Genomic DNA, 25,666 nt, shown 5'->3' with positions numbered 1-25,666 from the left:
GAAAATGAGAAAAATATTAATTTTAGGAATACTAATGGCTACATTCAGTTCATGTAGCGACTTTATTGAAGAAGAGAACTTATCTAGTGAATCGGCTGAAAGTTTTTACGTAACTGCCGAGGGATTTAATGATTTGGTGAGTTCAAACTACGCACAATTAAGAAACATTTACGGTGATGCCCCAGATTTATTTGTTCTAGGTACCGATTTGTATTCAGATGGTAGAGACCAAGCTCCAGTAGGGCTAGCGCGATATACGGGGTTAAACCCAATTTCGGAGAATGTTGACATTATTTATAATGAAGCTTACGTATTAATTCAGTTAGCCAATCGTGCGCTGCACTACGCCGAACTTACCGAGCAAACTCCAGAGCTTCCTGGTCTAGTAGGTGAAGTTAAATTTTTACGAGCGTTATCTTATTTCTTATTAGTGCAAACTTATGGGGATGTTGCGATTACCGATTTTATTAATACACCAGTTTTGGAATTCGAAAGAGTGCCATCTAATGAAGTTTATGAGTACATAATTAACGATTTAAACGAATCGATAGCAGCGGTTGGTACGGCTGCCTATATTGGACGTGTAAACCAAAGAGCCGCTAAAAACTTATTAGCGAAAGTATATTTAACAAGAGGTTACGAGTCTTTCGGCGAGGCCAACGATTTTGCCATGGCTGCACAATTAGCTGACGAGGTAATCGCAGGGCAATCACTTAATTTATCTTTTGAAGATTTATGGGCTCCATTAAATGATATCAATGAAGAAACTCTGTTCTCTGTGCAGTATGACGAAAAGTCTATTTCTGCCGATCCAGACGGCATAGGTAGTCCGCAATATCAATATTTTGGATCTTACTTAGGAGGATCGGAAGTTATTATAGATGGGGTTGCAACTGCACCTTATAGAGATTATGCTTATACGGTTACAGATTTCGCTTTAGGTTTATATGAGCAAGGTGATACCCGTTGGGAAGCCACTTTTATGACAGAGGTTTACGATTATTATTTTAACTACTATAGAGTAGCTGATTTAACAAATCAACCTATTAGAGATTTCTATGAGCCATCTTGGTTTACAGATGTTGATAAAGCAAATTATTTAGCAACTAAAAATCTAACGGCTGATTTCGAATACCATAACTGGGGAGAGTATTCTTCAGAGCACACCGATGTGGTGGCTTTCGATTACGGAACAATATGTGTGAAAAAGTTTGATGACCCATTGGAAAATGTTGCATTTGGAGAAAAATCGAGTACAAGAGATATTGTGTTAGCACGTTTAGGGGAAACCTATTTAGTAGCTGCCGAAGCCTATTTACAAACAAATGCTGGTATAGGTCTCGACAGACTTAATGAAGTGCGTAGAAGAGCTGGTGTAGCTCCTGCTACAGCTGCCGAGTTTGATATCGATTATATTTTAGATGAACGTGCTAGAGAATTATTAGGTGAGTACCACCGTTGGTTCGACTTAAAACGTACAGGTAAATTAGTCGAAAGAGCGTCTATGTACAATAAGCTAATAGAAACAAGTAGCTTTAATGGTGCCAATGGGGAACTTAAAATTTTAAGACCAATCCCACAACAAGCCATCGATTTAAATCAAAATAGAGATTTCAAGCAGAATCCTGCGTATCAATAGTAATTAAAGCGGTTAGTTTTAATATTTAAGTTAGTTTTAAAAGGAGGTTTCTTGTTTATAGAAGCCTCTTTTTTTATTCTAGGACTTTGGTTTATAATATCACTTGTGCAAATAAATTGTAGGCTACAAATAAACCAAACCCTTATAGTACGCAAAGGAATCTAGTGCATTACGATAAATGCACAGTATCTTAAAAAAAGGTTTCAATAGAATAATATAAAAGGGAATAACATCGTTTAAACAATCTGTTTTTAACAAATACTTAAAATAAATTAACGGAATTTATATGAAAGTTTCTATGAAATTATCTAATTTTGTAATCGATTGCACTAAAACTGATTAATTAAATAGATATGAACAAATTTTTTAAATTTTCAAGCCTTGTTATGGTTTTGCTTCTAATGGCTTCCTGTAGCAGTGATAATGATGAAACAAAGGAAGAAAGCCCAGACGACGTATTGGTAACAAGTATTACCATTTTAGGTAGCGATATCACCGATGGAAAACCCATTAATTTGTCGGCAGACCTAGCACCTTCTGATGCTACAAATACAAACGTAGACTGGAGCGTATCCGATAAAAAAATCGCAGAAGTTAGTTTGTCTGGTGTGCTAACACCAAGAGATAACGGCGAGGTTACAGTTATAGCAACCGCTAAAGATGGTAGCGAAATAACAGGCGAATTGGTAATTAAAATTTCAGGAGTAATACACGCCACCGTTTTAAAGGCAGAAAACATGTTACTATGGCAACGTAGTAATGGTGGTTGGCCAAAGGAACCTCATAATGACTTTTCAGGATACAATCGTGAGCAAACCGCCACAGAAAAAGCTCAAGCTTTAAGCGAAAAGAATAATACAGATACCAATATTGATAACGATCACACCATTGGTGAAATTCGTGCTTTATTAGAGGCTTTTAAGCAAACCTTTAATCCAGCCTATTTAAATGCAGCAGAAAACGGATTAAAATATCTTTTTGAAGCGCAATACGATAACGGAGGATGGCCTCAGTATTACCCAGACCGAAGTGGATATAGATATCAAATTACTTATAACGATGATGCTATGGCTAATGTTATGGAACTTATGTGGGATATATCTAAAGGTGAAAATGACACAGAAAATTTCGATGAAGGTTATAAATCTCAAGCTTTAGAAGCCTTTAATAAAGGGATAGATGTGATGTTAAAAACCCAGATTTCTGTAAATGGTGTGAAAACAGCCTGGTGTGCACAACATCATGATGTGACTTTACAACCTGCTCAAGCTAGATCGTATGAGTTACCATCTATTAGTGGATCTGAATCGGTTGGAGTTGTGAGAACACTGATGTTAGTAGAAAGTCCTTCTTCAGAAATTAAACAAGCCGTTCAGGATGCGATGCAATGGTTTGAAGATGCCAAACTTTATGATATTGATACGAAAAAAATAACCACTGATGGGCAAGCAGATGTTGAGGTGGTTCCATCTCCTGGAAATATAATTTGGGCACGCTTTTACGATTTACAAACCAATGAACCATTTTTCTGTGGTAGAGATGGTATTAAGAAAAAGACACTTGCAGAAATTGAGCAAGAAAGAAGAGCAGGCTATGCTTGGTATGGTAACTGGCCTTCAAAAATAGAATCAGAATATTCCAACTGGAAAAGTAAACATGGTATTTAGAATTTGGTAGTGTTTTTTAACACAGTTAGTTTTTTATTGTTGTTGGGTGCTTGTGTTCGGTCACAAGCACCTTTTTTTGTTTGAAACCGTTTAATATTTACTATTGAATATTAATTAATAAGGTAAAGATTACTAGCAAAGAGCATACTGCCTAAAGCTTTTCATAACACCTTATTCAAAAAATTTACGGTCTGTGTAAAAGTAGTTTCAAACCAAGGATGTACCAGCCAAAAGGAATGCGGACTGTCCGGAATGTTATGAACTTCGTTGTATATGTTATACTGGTTTAGTTGTTTAACCATATCATCACGACCAGCATGAAAACGAGGTTGAGCGCTGTTAATAAATAGTGTTGGAGGCGTGTTTTCGTTAACATATTCTAAAGGAGAGGCTTCTTTCCAATGTGCCCAGTTTTCTTCGCGGGTACCACCTAACCAAATGCTAGCCATTTTTCCTTCAGCTGCCGCTTCAGGGTGAATGAACGATACGATACCATCGACATTAATTATAGCTTGTACTTCATCAGATATAGAAGCTCCTGATTCATAGGTTTCAGCATTTGGAGTGACACCAACTAAGGTGGCCAATTGAGCACCAGCTGAGGTTCCTAAAATGGCTAATTTATCCGGGTTTACATGGTATCTGGCAGCGTGCTTTTTTACAAATTTTATAGCGTCTTTAATATCAATAACGGCTGCAGGATACGGAGCTTCGAGTCCGAGTCTATACGACACAGCAATGCCAATAAAACCGTTAAGCGCCAAATGCTGCGCCATAACACGTTGGTTTTCTTTTTGTCCTGTAAGCCAGCCACCTCCATGAATAAGCAATACGGCAGGATGCATTTTAACATGTATTTCCTTTGGTATGTAGATGTCAAGCTTTAATTCAGTTGAATCTACTGTTTTGTAGACGATGTTTTCTCCATAAAAAATCTGGTCGGAAATTAGAGGTTTTATAGGGGCGATATCCTCATAATTCTTCCTAAGTTTTTCATAGGTGCTTTCAATCGTGTAGGGTTTAAATTCTGATGTTGTTTGAGCCCAAATGGAGGTGTTTATAATTAATATAAATGTTATCACGAGGGTTTTAAATACATGCTTCTTTATCATAACGTAGGATTTAATTCTTGTATTTCTTAATAAACAAATCGAGCATCTTCAGTTGATTATGCTGGATGAAAGTGTTATTGGGATTCGGGGATACTTACAATAAAAACGTAAGGCGATTTTCAGCCACAGCACTATGCGTTTTGTTTTTTTTCTTCGTCTTGATTTTAATAAAAAAAAACTTGTCAAAAATATTAATAAAGCTTGAGCTTATATAATTTTGACAAGTTTAGATTTCAGATTTTATCCCTTTTAAGTTCTAAGACTTATATTTTATAAGTTTATTTACTTTTCAACCTTAAAATATTCAATATCGGCATAACCGCCGCGTTTAGCTGTCATAGTACTAATTGAAAATAAACCCACTTTAGCGCCAATCCATTTACCTTCCTTAGCTTTAAAAGGTTTACCTATGTTCTTGAATTTTTTGCCATTTTCAGAATAACTGAATTGACACATCGCATCGGGACCAATAACGCTTACTTTAAAATAGACGGTATTCGATTTAAGTTTTTTCTCTTCAATAAGTTCTTCTGAAGCGCCATTTATAGCATCTTTACAAACCACTTGTTTGATGAAAAAATTTCCATAATCGTTATTAATACTAAGCGAAGCATAATCCATACCCATGATAATCAATCCTGCTGACTTTCCGCTTTTAGCTTCTTCAGGAATTAAAGTGATTTTTGTTGAAACCGAAAATGATGGTGCCGGAAATTTTTGAAGCAATAGGTTAGGCATGAGCCATAAATTGTTCAAAGGTTCGGTGGGTTTTATGGAAAACAGTCGCAAATAATCATTTCCTGGCAATTTAGCATGCCAAACCACATCATTATTGGCGTTCCATTGCCATTGTAAGCCTATATTTTGACCTTCAAAATTATCAGTTTCCAAAGGGGTTACAATGGGATAGCTTTTTCCAACATTAGGTTTTTTATGAGTTTGTACAGGTTCACCAATACCATTGCCATCGAAATCTTTACCCATTACAGGCCAATCTTTTTCCCAAGTCATGGGTTGTAGGTGCACAATGCGTCCGTAAGCATTAACGTCTTGGAAGTGGTAAAACCAGGATTCTCCCTCAGGGGTTTCTACCCAAGCTCCTTGATGTGGTCCATTTATATTGGTACTACCTTGTTCTAAAACTATTTTCTCTTCATAAGGTCCGTAAATATTTTTAGAACGTAAAATAAGTTGCCAACCAGTGGGAACACCGCCAGCAGGCGCAAATATGTAATAATACCCGTTTCGCTTGTAAAATTTAGATCCTTCAACGGTTTCGTGATGGTCATGACCATCAAAAACATGGGTGCCTTTATCTAAAACTTTAGTGCCTTCAGCATTCATTTTGTTTACGCTAAGTAAGCTTTTAACTCCGGCACGACTTCCTGCGTAAGCGTGAACCAAATAGGCGTTGCCATTATCGTCCCAAAGAGGCGAAGGGTCAATGAGTCCTTTACCAGGCATCACAAGAACGGGGTCGTCCCACTTGCCGTAAGGATCTTTGGTTTTCACCATATAAATCCCAAAATCGGGATCTCCCCAATAGATGTAAATTTCGTTATTATGATAACGAATGCAAGGCGCCCAAACCCCATTACCATGTTGCGGCGTTTTAAACGTTTCAGCAGGAACCTGCTCAGGCAAAGCATGATTGATGAGTTGCCAGTTTACCATATCTTTTGAATGTAAAATTGGTAGGGCAGGAGCTGCATTAAAACTTGAAGCCGTCATATAATAATCATCGCCAACTCGAACGGCATCAGGATCGGAATAATCGGAATATAATATCGGGTTATTATAGGTGCCGTCGCCGTTATCGGCAACCCAAACTTCCGAAACATAAGGTTTCTCGGTTTGGGCTATGAGAAGTGTACTAAATAAGCAACAGAAAATTAAAGTATATAACTTCATTGAAATGTTTCTTATTTATTTAATTCTAAACTCGCCATAATAAAAGGCCCAGTACCTTTAGGATCGTTAGAACGAATAATTTCGCCAATGTAGTATTCGTACGAGCCATCACGGTAAGGGTTTCCGCCTAAACCTGCTACACCACAGCATTTGTTAAGGTTTACTACGCCGTTTTCTTCAACGGTAACTAATTTATCAATAAGCGCATCATATGCTTTTTCTGCAATAGTTAAATACTTAACAGGTAAGTAACCTTTATTAGCGCCTTTAGCTAAAGTATAAGTAAACATAGCGGTTCCTGTAGCTTCTAGGTAGTTGCCTTCACGAGGACCTTGATCTAGAACTTGCCACCATAATCCAGATTCATCCTGAACTTTAGCAATGGCTTCTGCGTATTCGTTTAAGTATTTAATGATGCGGGCTCTTCCTGGGTGATCGCTAGGTAAATCGTCTAACACATCAACCATCGCCATACCGTACCATCCCATACCTCTAGACCAGAAGTGTTGTGAATTTCCAGTGTCTTTATTCGCCCAACGTTGTTCTTTACTTTCATCCCAACCATGGTAAAGTAACCCCGTTTCTTTATCCTGACTGTGTTTTTGGATTAGATCAAATTGAAGTACTACATCGTCATAGATGTGTTTTTTCTTAGCCTGATCTTCAATGTACGTTTTAGCATAACGTAAATGAAAAGGTTCTGCCATATATAAACCGTCTAACCACATTTGATACGGGTATATTTTTTTATGCCAGTAACCACCTTCAGAAGTTGTAGGTTGCGACTCCATTTGGCTATTTAAAGTTTCCATAGCCGTTAAAAAGCGTTGTTCTTTTGTTTTAGGATATAAATACAGTAAAACATCGCCTGATTTTATCATATCTAAATTCTGATTTGATAATTTATAGGTAAAAATGTTTCCGGTACTATCGATCATTTCATCGGCATAATCATAAATATATTGATAGATGCTTTGGTTTTTAGTTTGTTCGTAAACTCGTGCAGCAGCGTCTAAAACTAAGCCGTTGGTGTAGCTCCATTTAGGTTTATCTCTAAAATCTAAAAGAGATGCTTGTGGAAAGCGTTCAATTTCCGAAAGCATCATGCGTTCCGACCATTTTAAGGTTTCAGGTACCACTTTTTCGACAGCAGCGGTTTCTGCTTTAGTTTCCGTTTCTGATTTGGCATCTTTACACGACGTGGTAGCTAAGCCTAAGGCTAGTGTAAATAATGCGATATAGGTTGTAGTTTTCATCTGTTTAAGTTTTGTCAAGAACCTTTGGTTCAGTTGTTTAATGATTTCGATAGGACATGCCCATGTTTACTAAATACCTAATATGGGCTTTCATAAGTTTATTTAGTTTATAGCGTCGGTTTGGTCTAATGTTGCTAATTTGTTGTTTAGGTCGGCGATAAAAGCGTCTTCGGTTTTAATCCCGTTAGTTTCTTGTTCCCAAGCTCCTAAAAAGTAGTAAGTCAAAGTTTTAGTAGTTGGTTTAAATATCACTAGATGATCGTGTTGACCTTCTTTTTGTTCGGCAACTTCATCAAGTTTATAGAAAAGGGCCATACCTAAATTATCTGGAGGACTGGCTAATGTTTGAGCCCCGTAAGTGGCGATATAAGCCCATTTTTCACCAACCTTTTTGGTAGCAGGAATGCCTTTAGCGATTACAATTCCTGTACATAAACCTTCTATGGCTTTTGAAGGCGTTAATTCAGCTTTAGTATATCTATCGTTAGGATAAATACTTAATACCGATTTTAAATCGATGCTGTCATCACCCGTTTTCCAGTCTTTGTAAGAAATCGTAATAGCTGATTCGTTATCGGTATTTGAAATGGCTGCATGCGTATCTTTCACATTTTGGAAATGTACGATGGTATCAGCTACAATACGACCGTAACCACCAATACCCATAGATTTTCCTGCTTTTAAAATGTCTTGCCCCCAGTCTGAGGCTTCGTGGTAAGAATCGAATCCATCTTGTCCAACTTCAGTAAGCACCATAGTGTCAACCTTTTTACCAAAAATGTCGATGGCATTTCTCCAATCTAGGTACAAGCGGTAGCCAACCTGACTGTTTTCCCAACCTGGACCTTCGTATCGAATGTACCATGTGTGATCGGTATGTTCTTTAGGAACTTGAAGTTCATCTACATTTTTAAACGAAGTTCCATTGGCATATTCCATATGTCCTCTAGGACCATCGACCCAAGTTCCGCCTTGAGCGATAGAAATTTCGGCATAGGTTTTTTGGGCTTTTGGAGCTTCTGTTACTACGTTGGTAGTTACCTCAGTTTCGGTTTTTGTTTGTTTGTCTTTACAAGAAAATAGACTTAAAAAGACAATTGATATTAAGGTTAATTGTTTCATGGTCTTTATTTGGTAGTTGGTTTCGTATCGTATGCTTCGCCGTTAATGGTTGTGTTTTTAAATACAACAGGTTCTGAGTTTTCTACTTTCATTGGTGTTTGAGCCCCTTTAATATGCACGTTGGTAAGCGTTACATTTTCAATAATAGCTTCTTCACGTCCATGAATTAAAACCCCGTATTTACCACTGTTTTCAACAGTCATGTTTTCTAAATGTACATTTTTAATGGTTGGAATATGCTCGCCTTCTTGATTCGCATAAATACCGTAATGCAAGTTTATTTTTAGTGCAGCTTCCTTTACTTGTCCTACTTGAACATCGCGTACATAAAGGTTTTCAACGAAACCACCTCTAAGCGTATTTGTTTTAATACGAATGGCACGGTCTAAATTCGGACTGTCCATTTTACAGTGTCTTACGAAAACATTTCTTACCCCTGCAGAAATTTCAGAGCCTAAAACCACACCACCGTGACCATCTTTCATATCGCAATTTTCAATCACTATATTTTCACTTGGAATATTAACACGTCTTCCGTCATTATTTCTACCTGCTTTTATAGCAATACAGTCATCACCGGTATCAAAAGTACAGTTTGCAATATGTACGTTTTTGCTGTATTCAGGGTCGCAACCATCGTTGTTCGGTCCGTGGCTAGATACCGTTACGCCATCGATTCTAACGTAATTGCAACGTAAAGGATGAATTACCCAGAAAGGCGCATTTGTAATGGTAACACCTTCAAGTAATACATTTTCGCAATCCATAGGTTCGAAAAATGTAGGACGCAATTGGTACCCATCACCAAAAGTACGCTCGGCAATTGGGGTTTGATCCTCGTTCATTTTACGTAATCGCGGTAGGTTGATGGAATCGTGTTGTTTAACATCACCTTCAACATAACCGTATACATCTTTACCACACCATGGCCACCAATTTTCGTTACTTCCTTGTCCGTTTAAAACCCCTTTTCCTGTAACAGCAATATTATCTTGTTTGTAAGCTCGAATAAGTGGGGCGTAGTTCATCAACTCAACTCCTTCATAAGAAGTGTGTACAATAGGTAAATAATCTTTATGATTTGTAGAAAATAACACATTAGCACCTGTTTCTAAATGCAGATTTACATTACTTTTTAATTCAATAGGACCTGTTAGAAAATCGCCAGTAGGAATAATTACTTTTCCACCGCCAGCTTCATTACAAGCATTTATAGCTTTAGCGATTGCTTCTGTGTTTAGCGTTTTTCCATCTGAAACGGCGCCATAATCAACAATGTTGAAGTTTTTATCTGGAAATTCAAGAACTTTTATGGATTTGATGATGTTATCAGCTTCAATAAAAGCATCTGCTTTAGCTTTTTCTTTTTTTTCCACTTTACAGGATTGCATGCTAAAGCTGAAAAATGCTAGGCATAGTATAGAATAAAGTACTTTTTTTGTGTATGTTTTCATTTCGAAATAAGTTTAATGTAATCGATTGTATAAAAATAATGAAGTTGTATATATCTGCATAATTTTATTGGATAATATTATGCTAATTATTTTAATTCTTTTAAAAGGGTATAGGGTTAAAAGTTTGGCATCCAATTGTCTAATCTATTTAGGATAATTTGTTTTACTGATTTTTTAGCTGGATTAAATGGAGTCAGACTTCGATTTTACAGTGGATTAATAGTTAATTGGTTTATATAAACCTCAATATTACTATACTGACTATCCAAACTGTTTAAATGGGCATCATTTTCATTGGGATTGAGTTTGTGTTTTTTCTCCCAGTCGTCCGGGATGCCATCTTTGTCGCTATCTACTGGAGCTTCTTCAGATTTTAAAATGGGCCATCCACCTACATTATCTTGGGAATCAATGATACCGTTTTTATAATCAGCACCTCCTTCTTTGGTGTTGTGAACCACTCTAGCATCTGGCGCATCTCTAAATAAACTCGCGCCAGCATATTTTAATACCTTTTCGTAAGCCTCTTCGGCGGTATCGGTTTTTATGTTCTGGTTTATTGAGATTTCAGATTCTAATTTAGTCTCCAATGGATTTTCACACTGTACACCGCCATTCCAGTTATTTTTACTGATGGCCTCAAAGCGATGCACATAATTGCCGTTCACATAAAATTGACCATAAGGTTGGGAAGGATCTACGATACGGTCTAGTTTTGATGAGGTTGTTGCAGGTCCCGATTTAAAATAGTTATTAACGAGGTTGTATCGCCCTTTTTCGCCACCATAAATATTGTTTTCCCCCCAGTTGTAAATCACATTATTTCTGAAATCTACAAATTCATTTTCAGAGTTTGCTGTGGTTTTAGAACCACTAAATCTTGGGTTCCTACTGTTGTTGCTAACTAATAAATTATGATGAAATGAAGCTTTCACACCACCCCATATGCCGCCATAGCCATGAGCGCCTTTTTTGTGTACCGATCGGTTTAAGGCTTCAGATATGATGCACCATTGCAGGGTGAAATTTGTATTATCGTAAAAGGATGCATTTTCATCGGTAGCCCAGCTAATAGAACAATGATCTATGATTACATTGTTGGTATTTCTACAACCTAGGGCGTCGCCTTCAACATTGTGGGTGTCGCCCATTCTAAACCTTAAATAACGAAGGATCACATTATCGGCTTTTATGGTGAACGGGTAGCCTTTGAGGGTGATACCGTCACCAGGTGCGGTTTGTCCTAAAATGCTGAGGTCGCCACGATTTACATCCAAGTCGGATTGTAATTCGATGGTTCCAGATACCGCAAAAACAATAATTCGTGGTCCTTTTTTAAGTATGCCTTTACGAAGGCTGCCTTCGCCGCTATCATTTAGGTTGGTTACGGTGTATATGAGTCCGACCTTACCTCCTGTGGCAAATCGTCCAAACCCTTCAGCCGTTGGGAAAGCTAAGTCTTGGGCATGGATAGAACAGGCGAGGAGTAGGGGGATAAGGTATAAAAGTGTTTTTTTGATCATAAAAAACGATGTGTTTTTATTCATTATAAAAATATGTATTTCAGTACTTTCAAGACTTATTTAAATGCTTTATTAGATTTTCTGAAGAAAAAAGGTGTTCAATTAAACAGACTTTAGTTAACAAAAAAAGGTATACACATGGCATACCTTTTTTATTAACACAAATTAATGAAACCAAGGATTATAACCAACGTGGGTCACCAATGTTATTGTCTATAATTAACTGATTGGTTACCGTAAAGTCGCCATTTAAAGGATCAACAAACCCAGGGTTTTCAGTAAATCCAGAAGTGTCGTGAACTCTTTCGTTTACGTCATAGAACCCATCAGCATTGTAGTAATTGTTACCCCCAAATGTTGGATTTTGATCTGTTCTACTTTGATCAGAATAACCTCTACATTCTGTATTAGTAATAAGGTTGTATTGCGAAGTAATAGTATTCGTTTGGAATCTTACATACATCAATCTTTCTGAACTTTTATTTGAACAAGCGTTTAACGTACAGTTTTTCAAAATAATATTACAGTTTTTACCATTTTGTGTTTGCGAACCAGCATCGTCAATTCTAAAGAACTCGCGCTCTGGAGCACAGTTGTTAAATGTCGTGTTGGTTACCGAAATATTAAACACATTAGAGTTTCTAAAGTCGATAAAATCACCTCCATTAGTCCAAATGTCTGTAACGATACAATTATCTACAACTACCGATTGGATGATAGCGTCTGTCGTGCTACCGGCTATAAATGATTTGTTGTAATCACTAATAACACAGCCTGTAATAGTTAACGAGTTGTAGTTATCAGCCTCGTTATATCTTACTACATCTTGGTTGATTGTTTGTCCGTTACCTTCTCCCATTAATACTAAATCAATTAAGCTAACATCGGTTGCACCAGCTAATACTGAAAAGGCTAGTTTAAGCTGTGGCTTGAAATCTGGATGTAAACCTCTTAAGGTGATTGATTTTGTTAAATCTACTTCAGCCGACTGGGCTGTGTAATCGCCTTCATTAAAAAGGATGATGTCTCCAGGCATAGCATTATTAATAGCACTAACAATATCATCAGTTGGAGAAAGTAAAGTGTTATTTCCAACGGCAATGGTTGTTGTAATAGTTGCTTGCCCTCTGTTTTTTGTGTTATTAAATAAAATAACAGAATATTCAGTTTCTGAAGTTAAACCTGTCACAGTGGCTACACCAGCTGCTTTTTCATCAGCTGTAATGTTGTGTATAACAGCACCGTCGTTAAAATTTAAAGTGGTAACATTTGATCCAGGCTCCCATCTTAATGTGGCAGAAGTCGCTTGAGCATCACCTGGTTGGTAAGGCTCCATAATTTGCTCAGATAAAGTGGTTGCTTCACCGAATGCCCATTTTGAATCGTCTAAATCTCTAGAGCTAAGTGCTTGTACTCGAATAGAGTAAACGGTTTCACCTTCTAATCGGATGGTAACGGGTAATTCAGAACTATTCACTTCTTGAGACAAGAAAATGGTATTAAAATCTGGGTCATCTGCACTAAACTCAACAATATAATCAGAAACCTCTTCTTCTATGGTCCAGTCTAGTTCCACATAAGTTTGATTTCTAACGGTTGCTTTTAGGCCTACAGGGGCGAACTCTCTTTTAAAGTCTAACTCTTCTACTAAATCTTCGTTGTACCCACAACTGTTTACGAGCACAGTTAGTACCAAGGCGAAGATGGTTTTATATAAATATTTAGTTTTCATAATCATATGCTTATTAGTTGTTTTATTATGATTAATAACCGTAATCATTAGTCAATGTGTTATTGCTACCATCAATAAATACTTGCCAAATTGGCCAGAATTGTTTGGTGTCAGGATCTGCGCTGTATAGGTAGTCAATTCTATCTTGTGTTACTCTATCCCAATTAATAGCGGTATAATCAGCTCCTGGGTTAAAGGTTTCACCTCTGTTTAATCCGTAAGTAATTAAGGTTTCGCCATCTGCAGCATACTTATAGTAAATTGTAGAAGGTACATCGCTATATTCACCATCACGGGCTTTAAGCGTAGCTAACTTAACTTTTGTTTCCGCTAAGTTGGTACCTAATAAGTTCCAACGGATAAGCGCTTGTTTACGCTCCATTTCACCTGTGAATTCAAATTTATGCTCCTCGATAATAGCATTAAGCATGTCTTGTTTGCTACCTAAAGCATTTACATAAGTATCCACTTTTGTACTATGATCGGCAGGTTTAAAGGCTCTACTTCTTAATTCTTTTAAGTAGGGTGCAGCAGCGCCAGGACCTTGTAATTCGTTGGCAGCTTCGGCAGCAATTAATAAAACTTCGGCATAACGCATATAAATTTTGTTCATTCCATCGTCGTTGTCTGATGACACGATACGGTTCATCCACTCGTAGCGGTACTTGCCAAAATACCATCTTTTAGAGTCTGTGTATTCTTGTTTAGAAAAACCATCTACAGCAGTTCCCCACTCGTATGGAATACAGCTAATATCTCTTCTTTCATCAGCTTCATCAAAATCGTAGAATAAGTTTGCAGGAGGTCCTGCACTACCACCTCTAGCTTGAGCAGTATGTTGATCTTTGCTCAGGTGACGAATACCAAAGGTATAGGTAACACGACCACGACCCGGCGCAAAAGGTATTTCCCAAAGCGACTCTAAACCAGCAGTTAGGTTTTCTTCGTTAAGATTTCTCCAAAGCCCTTCATAAGTAGGGAATAGGCTTACAGTTCCGCTTCCAATAATAGATTGACATTCTGCTAAGGCCAATTGATACATGTTAGCAACCGATAATTCAGGGTCTTTACTTCGTCTAATGCCGTCAGGATATTGTTGGTATCCGCTAGCCACCATCGCTAAACGTGCTCTTAAACCTTTAACAAAGGCTTTGTTGATACGCTCTACACTAGTTGTTAGGGCGGATTGGTTTGGCCAAGCCACTAGGGTAGAAGCCTCGTCTAGATCTTCAATGATTTGCTTGTAAACGTCATCACGACTACTTTTAGGTAAGTAAACGGTTTCGCTATTAATAGGTTCGAAACGTGCGACTACATCACCCCAAGCTTTCATTAAATCGGCATAATAGAGGGCACGTAATGTTAAAGCTTCACCTAAATATTGTCCAAGTTCGGTTCCTGGTTCTGGGTTGCCGTAAGTGCGTAAACCTCTAATACATAAATTAGCACGTTCGATACCTTTATACATCATGGCCCAAGCATTATCATCACGATTCATAGAACCGTTATTCGCTGTGGCAACATATCGTGCTAGTTCGCCTTCGGCATCACCGTCATTCTCAGAATCGTATAAAAATTCTGTATCTGTATTTGTACCGTAAAACGGGATAAAACGTCCTCGGTAAGAGTTGGTTTCCATCATCGGTTCAACAATACCATCAATAGCTCCCTTGGTTAAACCAGGGGTAGAGAATATTAATTCCTCATCAAGTGTCGATTTTGCTGGAGCTTCCATGAAATCGTCACCGCAAGAACTTAGCAATCCTGCTATTAGTAATCCTGTAATTATTAAAAATTTATTTTTCATCTTCTAAAGAATCTTTTTATTAAAAGTTAAGGTTAAGTCCAAAAATGATTTGTCTACTTTTTGGATATGGCGAGTAATCCACCCCTGGTGTCAATGGTGTTTTTCTTCTCGTGTTTACTTCTGGATCTAAACCAGAGTAGTTAGTAAGGATAAACACATTGTTAGCAGATAAGTAAAATCTTAATTTAGATAAACCTGCTTGCGACGAAAATCTTTCAGGAACTGTGTACCCTAAAGAAATATTGTTTAATCTTAAGAATGAACCATCTTCTACAGCCCAGTCACTGAATACATATCTTTGCATAAATGGAGACCACATGGTTGTGTTTTCGTTCATGGCAGCTAATTGTGTAGGATCTGTAACTAATTGCCCTGTGTTAGGATCAATGTTGTTCCATCTTTCACCTTCTCCCATAATAGAGCTTAAGTTTCTGTATTGGCCTTGAGCAACGTTTGCTGTAGTGAACTCAATTTTGTTGGCGTTGTAAACCTCATTTCCAACACTCCAGTTAAATGCAGCCGTGAAATCAAATCCATAAGCATAAGCATTTATCGTTAAACCACCTGTAAAATCAGGATTTACATTACCAATAACACCGATATCATCATCATTTACAACGTTATCTCCATTAACGTCTACTAATTTCATAGACCCTGGTCTTAACGTTCCAATAACAGGTTCACTGTCAGGAACATCAGATTTTAAGGTGTATTGTTGCGTTGTAGGGTCATAGTTGAAATCATCAACTTCATAACGTCCTGCATTTTTGAAACCGATCATGGTTCCTAATTGTCCGCCTACAGCTACTTCGTAATCATTGTTAATATTTGTTGAGGCCCATCCTGTACCCTCTCCAAAATCTTCCATGATTCCTAAAGAGTTGATTTTATTAACGTTTCTAGACATGTTAAGCGCGAAACTTAAACCAAAGTTTTCTTTATTAATCGCAGCAACGTTTAATACCCCCTCTATACCTGAGTTCTGAACTTCACCCATATTTCTATATTGGGTATCATAACCAGTTCCTGGTGTTGGGAAGTTCATTAATAAGTCGGTTGTAATGTTTTTGTAAACCTCAACAGAACCACTTAATGTACCTTTAAATAAATCGAAATCAAGACCTAAGTTTTGTGTGATAGTCGTTTCCCACTTTAAGTCTGGGTTTGCTAGTACATTTAATGGTGCCCAAAAACTGGTAACATCATTAATACGTAAAGTTTCACTAGATCTATAGTTTTGTACGGTTTGACCCACTGGAATTTCGTTATTACCAGCCTCACCATAACTTACTCTAAGTTTAAGGGCGTTAATCCAACTAACATCCTCTAAGAAAGGCTCTTCAGACATTTTCCAAGCTACTGCAGCAGAAGGGAAATAGCCCCAACGGTTTTCTTCAGAAAATTTACTTGATGCATCGGCACGGAATGTTGCTGTTAATAAGTAACGGTTTTTTAAGCTGTAGTTAGCACGACCAAAGAATGATAATAATTTGTCGTCTGGACTGTAGTAGTTATCCGTTCCAACAGGAACACCTTCTGTTGTTAATTTAATAGCTTCATCTATGTCGAAAAATTCAGGATATCCTTGAACAGTATTTGTTAATCTATTGTTTCTAGTGAAAATCCACTCATGACCAACAAGCACTTTTAAATTGTGATTTTCGTTCAATACTTTATTAAAATCGTAGTTTAATGTATTGGCGTTTCTAAAACGTTCTGTTTTTTGGTCCGTAAATTGTAAAGCTGGTAGGTTACCAAGCCCCTCTAAGGTGTTGTTTCTTGAATAGTAAGATGTTTTACCAAAAAACCTGTAATCTTGGTTGTAAAAATTATCTAAACCTAGATCTGTTTTAAAGGTTAAATCTTCCGCTAATTCCCATGCAAAACTTCCTAAAAGGTTAAAGTTTTTTCTGAGTTTTATACGTTGATTATCTTCAACAGAAACAAAAGGGTTAAATAATTGATTTTGAATATCTGGATCTGTTTCATCAGTACTAAGTCCAGAAATTGGAATAGGCGAGTACGATACACTGTGTTTTAAACGACCATCGGAAGAAGAAGCTGAATTCTGTTCGTTCGCACCACCACCCGTAATTTCCGTATCAGAGTAACGGAAGGTTAAAGTTAAATCCACCTTGTCACTAGCTTTATTTTTTAAAGCAAACGATAAGTTGTTTCTTTTATAATTAGATCCAACCATGATGGCCTTTTCGTCATATAAAGCATAGTTAAAGTTGTAGTTAATTTTTTCTGAACCACCACGAATCGATAGGTTTCGGCTTTGTACCTCACCCATTTGCCCGTAAATTTGTTTTTGCCAATCATTACCCTTAACACCATCATATTGGTCTTGATCTTGCCATAAACCAAAGAACTTTTCGTAAGAACTTGGGTTTTCTCTTAACATGGCATATTCGTATTGCCAGTTTACAAAATCTTGAGGATCTAATACATCAATGGTATTAGCAATAGATTTAGCTCCGTAAAAGGCATTGAAGTTTACTTGAATTTTTCCTGCTTTACCACTTTTTGTAGTAATGATAATAACACCATTGGCACCACGAGAACCGTAGATGGCCGTTGAAGAAGCGTCTTTTAAAACCGTAAGGTTTTCGATATCTGTAGGCGATACATCGCTCATACTGTTAACCGGGAAACCATCAACAATAATTAAAGGTGAAGCATCTTGTGTAATCGATCCGCCACCACGAATTCTAATTTGAACTTCAGAATCAGGAGAACCTTCTGCAGAAGTTACTTGTACACCGGCAATACGGCCTGTTAAAGCCTCACCAACACTGGCAATGGATTGTTTTTCTAAAACATCTCCACCAACATTAGCAACCGAACCTGTTAAATCCGATTTACGTGTCGTTCCGTAACCTACTACGATAACTTCGTCTAGAGATTCTAAACTTGGCTTAAGTGTGACATTAATAACACTTTTACCAGAAATAGCGGTCTCATGCGATAAGTATCCTACATAAGAAAACACTAAAGTTGCATTCGAATCTACATCTGGTAAGGTATAGTTACCATCGAAGTCTGTCGTCGTACCTTTGTTAGTTCCTTTTACCAGGATGGTTACCCCTGGTAGAGGGCCACCTATATCACCATCCAGTACCTCTCCTGTAACGGTAATCGAATTTTGAGCATTAACGCTTTGAGCGCCTAACATTAGCAATCCTACAAATAGGGCCAAAGGCACCTTTATATAGGGACTAATTTTTTTTCCTTTTAGAAAGGAAAAAATTTGATTTGATAAAAAAAAGTTAGTCATAAAGTATTAAAGTTTAGTTATAAAATATTTATCTACTCGATTTGTAGTAACTGAATTGGTTGTTTAGTGCAACTACTTGTAATCGATTACACAAAGATATGTGAATTATAATAAAATCCAAATTAAAAGTTAATAATCGGTTAGTTTAATGTTAAAATATTTCTTTTTGTCGAGATTTGTTCGCTAATCATTTTTTTGTCTAATTATAAATTTATGGCAAAAAAAATAAGTAATATTCATTACAAAGCACTAAAAAAATAGAATAATTCTATGATTTGAAAGTTGAGATGCTATTATATTTGATTTTGATTTCCCTTAAATGTTAATTTTATTACCTTATTTATGTTAAAAATGATATAATATAAATCACGGAAGTGGCGCTATCTTGGAGTAAAAATGAAACACCCCTCTATGGTTTGTTTTATAGAGGGGTGTTTTGAATGGTAGGTTGAAATTACAAGGCTACCTTTTAAGAATTATTTTGTCAGTAACTAGATGTCCCGAGTACGTTTTTATTAAGTAGGCACCTGTTTTAAGTTCACTTAAGTTTAACTGGTGAAGGTTTTTTGATTCTAGTTTCTGTACCAATACACCTTGTATACTGTAAATTTCTACCTTTTCAACTTGAGCAGAAGCCTTAATATATAGATAGTCAGTTACAGGGTTCGGGTAAAGTTTCATTGTATTTGATTGTTCACTGTCTATACTTAAGGTGTCGTATTCCAGATTCATATAATATAAATTGGCCGTATCACCTTTTGTTATTTCGTGACTTCCTGCGTCTAGGTCTATGCTAGCTATTCCATTTACAATATTATAGGATACCCCGTCAATTTTTATACTGCCACTTTGATCTTCGTTAAATACTAGGGTTAAGGTTCCTCCGCTAGGGGCATTAAATGTGATGCTGGTAGACGATTCAATTTTTAAACACTGTGTTAGGGTTAATGCATGGTATGTTACCGTACCTTTAGATGTTGAAAGATTACCGTTAATGTTATAAAAAGAACTGGTTTTTCCAGATTCGGTATAGTTATGTTCCTCATCTCCTGAAGGTGGTATAATCGGATTTGATGATGGTGTGGCTGAAGCGACATTCGATTCTACGGCAGCATCAGCTACGACCCAGTAGAAATATTCGGTGTCATTTGTTACACTGGAGTCTTCATAGGTTGAGATACTCGCATCACTGATATCTGTTAATTTAGTTCTTGAAGCTATATCTGTACTCGTGTTTCTGTAAATGGAATATGAAGTGGCAGCATAATGGTTCACCGACCAATTAAGTGTTACGTAAGTATCGGCAGGTGTAGCATTAAGCGTGATTTCTGGATCGGGACCTTGATCACCTTGAATACATACTAATGATGTGGTGTAGCTTGTTAGTTTCGCTTTTAAAGCAGAATCTACATCGTACGACGTGTCGTCGGTGGCATTGTTAAAAGCCCAAGTGAAATCACCTCCAAACATACGGCCAGCATATGTCATGGTATTGTTTTTAGCATCTTCAGGTGAATCTGCTGTGTAACTATACATGATAGTCCCATTAGTGTCGAAGTTGTTATGTGTGTTCGAACCTTTATAGGAAGTTACAGAGCTTGGAACCGTTTCATTTCTACTGTTAACCACATAGGCATCGAAATCTACTGTAGAATTTGGAAAACAGGAATCGCCATAGGCTACAAAGCGTCGCGCACCTTCAATATAGTTGTTGTAAGCTTTAATTGATCCGCCATCTTCTTTAGAAAAAGTTGGCATGTTGCTATAATCGTTAGCGTTTTTACTTTCATCAAATACATCCGACCCTTGCATAGAGGTAAGAATAGGGTACTTGCAGTTTCTAAAATAGTTAGCTTCAACAAATACTGAGGAAGCGTTTGTAGCGCCCACCCCATATTTAGAATTTCCGTCGTAATAGTTGTTATATACATGCACACTATGGCTTCTAATACGTGGGTGACGACTATCTGAGTGATCGTACCAGTTGTGGTGATAAGTTAAATATTCAGGAGATTCGGTGCCATTACCTAAGAGGTTAGATTTTCCAGAATCCCAAAAATGGTTGTATGAAATGGTTACATATCCCGATCTTTTACTGTCTAAAGCACCATCGCCTTTAGCTTGGTCGGAATCACCTCCTGAGCCACCGTAAAAGAAATCGTTGTGGTGTACCCATACATAAGCATTGTCTTGTTGTAATCCAATATTATCGCCTTCATCACTGTCGCAATTCATAGTAGCGATGTTACGAATTTCAACATTGTTAGCGTTTTTAATGCGAATACCCCAGCCATCTGCCGTAGCATCGTTGCCAACACCTTCAAAAGTTGTAGATTGCGATGTATTGTTTTTGTTTTCAATAACAATATCACCTTTATCCATATAATCTAAATCAGTAATTTGTCCGATTAAACGAACAATTAAAGGGCGATTATCTTGACCTTTTTTAAAACCTTCCAAAATGTTTTGCAGACCAACACAAGGGTTAGCGTTTGCTCCGGTGACGTTTAATTCAATGGTGTTTTTGGTGTTTTCGGTTATGTATAAGATAACGGCATCCGATTTTACAGTACCATCTAGGTTATAGGCACTCGGGTTGCCTCCGTTGGCAAAAGCAAACCCTGTTCGATCGTGAGGTAAAACAGTGATGTTTCCGGTTGTGCTAAGCGGACCTTCAACACCAGACACTACAGCTGCAACACTTATGGTGTAGGTGCCTGCTTTAAGTCCTAGAATGTCGGCGCGTTGGTAACCCGAGTAACATCTAATAAGTTGATCGTCAATTTTTTTGTTGGTATATCCTTCGCCAGAGTAATACACGTTGTAGTGGTCGGCGCCATTAATGGGATCCCATTTTACAAAGGCAGATTCTAACCATCCGTCAGATTCAGTAATGTTAATGTTTTGTGCTGTAATGCTGAGGGTAGTCAGCATAAACACGGTGATAAAAAGTAATTTTTTTAACATAGTTCAAGTTGTATTTAGTTATTAGTGGTTTGTTGCTAAATCAATTACAATAAAATGTAATCGATTGCTCAAAAATATATTTATTTTTATTAATTCGATTCAAAATTCATTTTATTCGATGAAAGGGGCAAATATTTAATATGTCAGCGGTATAGATATTAGTAATCTTATAAATTAATGCTTGTTTTTTTGAGCAAATGTTAAATTATACGATGTGTAGTTTGTAAATTCATATAAATCTTATACTTTCGTGCAATCGATTGTAATTTCGTGATTTCTCTCTGCAATTTATAATGTAGCCTTGAAAGGAGGGATTACCATCTTATGATTGACTCTTATATCAACTATAAATAAAGCACTCCATACTAGTCATCCCTTTGCAAAATGAAAAAAACGAAGGGGTCAACTAATAAAATAAAGGTGCGCAACTAAACTAAATAATAACCTAAACTAAAAGTACAATGAAAAAAAATTCCTTTTTTATGATGATGGCTTTGTTCCTTATGGCATTTATGTCATACGGACAAACAACAACGACCTACGAGCTAGGCGTTGAAACTAATTTAACAGAGACCTCTCCTGGGTCGGGGATATTAGCCTCTGCTGATGGAAAAATTAGAACGCCTGATGCCACCACAAATTACCACAGTTCAGGCTATGGTTATGTGTTTAAAGGCGGAAATATTTTAGAGTTAGATGTTGCAAGTGGTAATACTACGGTACGTTTTTATGGTTCTGTTCATAGTAACGGAAATATGGATGGTGGCACAATATCTGGTGGATCAGATTTAGGAAGTCACAATGTAAAAGTCACTGTCGATAAAACGGGAACTTACGAATACACCTATTTAGGAGGAGCAACTACCTTGTATTTCGCTTTTACAGGCTCTGATGCTTATACGCCGAAAATTGAAGTTGTTAATACCTCAGTTACCGTGGTGAAAACGCAAGTTTGGGATTTTGGTGCAGAACAACTTGATGCGTTTCTTTACGACAATATGCTCGATGAAGCAGCAATAAATACTTGGTACCCTGGTGTAGCTCCTGGAACTTCAGGTGAAAACCTACCAGAATCATTTGATGCTGGTCTGTTAAACTGGACAGGAAAGCCTAGTTCAGACCGATTAAGAACTACTAATACCAATCTAACCCGTACCGATGAAAATATTAATGGCGTAACAGGGTATACAGGAAGAATATATCAAAATGGGGCGTCTTCAAGTATGCAAAGACTTTGGACTATCAATTTAGATGAAGATGATGAGATCACGATATTCATGTTGGCTCAAAATGGTGTAGGTGAACTTCATTTTGAAAACACAACGGCAGGCGATCAAAATGATGTGGTTACTGTTGGAGCAACCTTACAAGAAATAAATTTTGTAGCAAAAAGTGCAGGAACTTTTAAAATCTACGATCCTGTAGACAAACCTAGTTATTATAGAATACTTAGAAAACCAGCCGAATTTGTTACTGTAGCCGTGAGTATTGATGAGGCTGCTGCTGCAGGAATTCCTAGCGGCTATACTTTAGATTTTACCAATCGTGAAACTGGGAAAGTATTCTCAGAAGTTGTTTCGTCTGGAAGCTGTAATGTTGCTTTGCCTATTGGTCATAGCTACGACCTAAGCCTTGGTGGCGCTAATGGGTATGTGATTTCAAGCGGATTAACCTTTGATGCGACTAACGCGACAACCACGCACGATGTTACTGTTGCCAAAGTAGACTTACATACCTTAACTGGATCTATAACAGGTTTAACCGATTTAAGTAAATTAACATTAACCTATGAGCCAGATCCTTCTGTAAATACGGTTTATAGTCCGATTGTTTCTATAAATACAAGTGCGGCGACTTACTCGGTAGACCTGGAGTCGGGTGTTGCTTATACTATTATTTCTGAAGGTGTAGATGATTATCAAATGGCGAGCAGTACCATTACCATTACATCAGCACAAACTACCGATATAGATTTTACAGCAAAACCATTGTACACGGTAGATATTAATACGCCAGATTTAGATGCTACACAACATGCTGCGTTGGAATTAACTTTTACCAATTTAAATGATAATAGCTATGCGTATAGTTTTACCGATGTTGATGCAGTAGCTTTACGTGATGGCGTGTATACGGTAAGTTATAGTGGTTTAGACGTTTATGCGCTTGAATTGGCTTTAACTGCAAATTTAACTGTTAACGGAGCTAATACATCTACCCATTTAACCTTTAACCCAGTTACAAACTGGAGTTTTGATGATAAAGACATCGTAACAAGCGATACACATTACAAAGGTTTAGTGATTTCTGGTGTTAAAAATGAAGTAGCTAAAGGACACTTAGTAGCAGGAAATTCAAATACCATTGAAGTGCCTATGAATCCGGGCGATAAAATGATTGTGTCTTATTACTATCAAGCGAATTTTACTATTGAAGGTGGAACACCTGTAATAGGAAATAGTAACAGCACCAGTTTGATAGAACGTGTTGAATATATGTATACCGAGACTACAGCAGGAACTGTAACTTTAAATGTATTAGGTACTACTTATTTTACTAATATTCAAGTGACGCCAGCGGTAGCTTTTGCCGACACAATTACTGTAGGTTCTGGTAAAGACTATCTTACTATCAAGGAAGCTTTAGCAGCTATAGCCGAAATGGACCGCCCAAATGATGAGCGTGTTACGGTTTTAATTGATCCAGGGAACTATGAAGAAATGTTAGTGATTAACGTCAAAAATGTCACCTTAAAAAATGCATCTTCATCTCCAAGTATTGCTATTCTGAATAAGGGTGTTGATATTGATGCGAATGCCGTTAGAATTACGTCTTATTACGGACAAAAATATAACTTCTATAGCCAAGGGCCAGACAACAAATGGAGTGCTGAAGCCTTAGCGGTTAACAAAGCAAACGGATACACGAACTACGAAAATAAAGAAGGAACAGGTGGCGGATCGTCGTATTGGAATGCGACAGTTGTTGTTGCTGCTGACGGATTTACTGCCGAAAATATTATTCTGGAAAACTCCTTCAATCAATATATATCTTTAAAAGAGTCACAAGATGTTGTTGAAGCGAAAAATTCAGCCTCAGAACCTGTAAGACCAACAGATTACGGTAACACCGATGTACAAGACCGATCTAAAGGTTATGTCACCCAAGCTGCTGCTATTGGTATTGCTAATAACACCGATAAAGTAACCTTAAATAATTGCCGCGTTATAGGGCGTCAAGATACTTTTTACGGTGGTACAGGATCTCGTGTTGTAGTATATAAAGGTGCTATGATGGGTGCTGTAGATTATATTTTTGGAGGAATGACAGCTGTATTCTATCAAACCGATTTTGTATTAAACACCAGCGATTACTCTAGTGATGCGGCTTATATTACAGCAGCTCAACAAGACAGTGGTAGAGGGTATTTAATGTACCAATGTCATGTTAAATCTACTATTCCAGGTGTGGAAACAGCTTCTCAACATGGTTCTAAACCAGGTTATTTTGGCCGCCCTTGGCGCGCTAATACTAGTGAAGTTGTGTTTTTAGAAACGACTATCGATGCATCAACCTACCCAGGTTCTGAAGGTTTGTCTCTAATTAATCCAGTGGGGTGGACAAGTTCTTTAGGTGGCGAATCGGATTTAATGTATGAATATGGAACCATAGAGCAGGCCTCAGTTGATAATTCTGGAAGCCGTGCATCATGGTCTACTATGTTAACAACTCCTGTTTTAAAAGATGGGACCGATGCTGTACCGTTTGAGTTTACAAAGGGCAACGACAATTGGGACCCCATAGGAGCGTTTGTTTTAGATGTGACTAATCCGACAGAAGCTACCAATACTGTACAAATTAAGGGTTATAAAGGTCATTTGTATATAGCGAACGTGAAATCTCATACTAAGATTGAAGTATACAATATCACAGGAGCCGTTGTAAAAACATTTAGTACCGCTACAGATCGTAGTTTTCAAATAAATAATGGCATCTATATTATTAAGGTTAAGGATGCCGATGGTGTTAAAGTAGTTAAAGTTTTAGCACATTAATAACCAAGTAAGCCTAGTAATTAGGTTTTTCAAGAATTAGGAGGCTGTCTCAAAAAGTGGAACAAATAGCTATTCTGTAAACGATACAGAATATCATATCATTAAAAAAAATAATGATTATGGGCATCTGAAATAAATTCA

General features: G+C 37.3%; 13 protein-coding genes. 3 read left to right on the top strand and 10 right to left on the bottom strand.

The genetic code is table 11. The features are described from left to right. The first annotated feature begins 4 nt into the window (after positions 1-4). Together JJL45_RS15685 and pelA are read left to right on the top strand one after the other, a co-directional pair. Positions 5-1,639 (top strand): RagB/SusD family nutrient uptake outer membrane protein, encoded by a 1,635-nt coding sequence (locus tag JJL45_RS15685; protein ID WP_202664198.1) that lies wholly within the window; start codon positions 5-7, stop codon positions 1,637-1,639. 353 nt (positions 1,640-1,992) lie between these two features. Beyond that, on the top strand, positions 1,993-3,306 hold the full coding sequence (gene pelA / locus JJL45_RS15680) for a pectate lyase (protein ID WP_082935996.1): 1,314 nt from the start codon (positions 1,993-1,995) through the stop codon (positions 3,304-3,306). Positions 3,307-3,467: 161 nt separating this feature from the next. Here the strand turns inward: pelA and JJL45_RS15675 are convergent, their stop codons facing one another. From JJL45_RS15675 to JJL45_RS15630, 10 genes are all read right to left on the bottom strand, one after another. Next, entirely contained in the window at positions 3,468-4,418 is a 951-nt protein-coding gene (locus JJL45_RS15675; RefSeq protein ID WP_068604896.1) for an alpha/beta hydrolase, read from the bottom strand. Positions 4,419-4,700: 282 nt separating this feature from the next. Next, positions 4,701-6,329, bottom strand: coding sequence for a glycoside hydrolase 43 family protein (locus tag JJL45_RS15670; RefSeq protein WP_068604894.1), 1,629 nt, complete (start codon positions 6,327-6,329; stop codon positions 4,701-4,703). An 11-nt stretch (positions 6,330-6,340) separates the two neighbouring features. After that, positions 6,341-7,585, bottom strand: coding sequence for a glycoside hydrolase family 105 protein (locus JJL45_RS15665; RefSeq protein WP_068604892.1), 1,245 nt, complete (start codon positions 7,583-7,585; stop codon positions 6,341-6,343). Positions 7,586-7,687: 102 nt separating this feature from the next. Continuing rightward, the gene (locus JJL45_RS15660) at positions 7,688-8,707 is read right to left on the bottom strand and encodes a DUF4861 family protein (RefSeq protein ID WP_068604891.1); all 1,020 of its coding nucleotides are present in this window, start codon (positions 8,705-8,707) and stop codon (positions 7,688-7,690) included. 5 nt (positions 8,708-8,712) lie between these two features. Then, complete coding sequence (locus JJL45_RS15655; protein ID WP_068604890.1) at positions 8,713-10,161, bottom strand: glycoside hydrolase family 28 protein; 1,449 nt, start codon at positions 10,159-10,161, stop codon at positions 8,713-8,715. A gap of 206 nt (positions 10,162-10,367) precedes the next feature. Continuing rightward, on the bottom strand, positions 10,368-11,684 hold the full coding sequence (locus tag JJL45_RS15650; protein WP_202664197.1) for a polysaccharide lyase family 1 protein: 1,317 nt from the start codon (positions 11,682-11,684) through the stop codon (positions 10,368-10,370). A 181-nt stretch (positions 11,685-11,865) separates the two neighbouring features. Continuing rightward, the gene (locus tag JJL45_RS15645; RefSeq protein WP_202664196.1) at positions 11,866-13,416 is read right to left on the bottom strand and encodes a DUF5123 domain-containing protein; all 1,551 of its coding nucleotides are present in this window, start codon (positions 13,414-13,416) and stop codon (positions 11,866-11,868) included. Positions 13,417-13,447: 31 nt separating this feature from the next. Next, positions 13,448-15,223: a RagB/SusD family nutrient uptake outer membrane protein gene (locus JJL45_RS15640; protein ID WP_068604888.1), complete on the bottom strand. Its 1,776-nt coding sequence runs from the start codon at positions 15,221-15,223 to the stop codon at positions 13,448-13,450. Between the two features lie 19 nt (positions 15,224-15,242). Next, positions 15,243-18,503, bottom strand: a complete 3,261-nt coding sequence (locus tag JJL45_RS15635) for a SusC/RagA family TonB-linked outer membrane protein (RefSeq protein WP_242521397.1) — start codon at positions 18,501-18,503, stop codon at positions 15,243-15,245. Between the two features lie 462 nt (positions 18,504-18,965). Next, entirely contained in the window at positions 18,966-21,470 is a 2,505-nt protein-coding gene (locus JJL45_RS15630; RefSeq protein ID WP_068604886.1) for a T9SS type A sorting domain-containing protein, read from the bottom strand. A 461-nt stretch (positions 21,471-21,931) separates the two neighbouring features. Here JJL45_RS15630 and JJL45_RS15625 point away from each other — a divergent pair, with 461 nt between their 5' ends. Beyond that, positions 21,932-25,525, top strand: a complete 3,594-nt coding sequence (locus JJL45_RS15625; protein WP_082935994.1) for a pectinesterase family protein — start codon at positions 21,932-21,934, stop codon at positions 25,523-25,525. Positions 25,526-25,666: the final 141 nt, after the last annotated feature.

Source organism: Tamlana sp. s12, assembly GCF_016767215.1.
Classification (GTDB): Bacteria; Bacteroidota; Bacteroidia; order Flavobacteriales; family Flavobacteriaceae; genus Pseudotamlana; species Pseudotamlana agarivorans.
The sequence above is the reverse complement of the archived record's forward strand: the minus strand, read 5'-3'. Positions and strand labels throughout refer to the sequence as shown.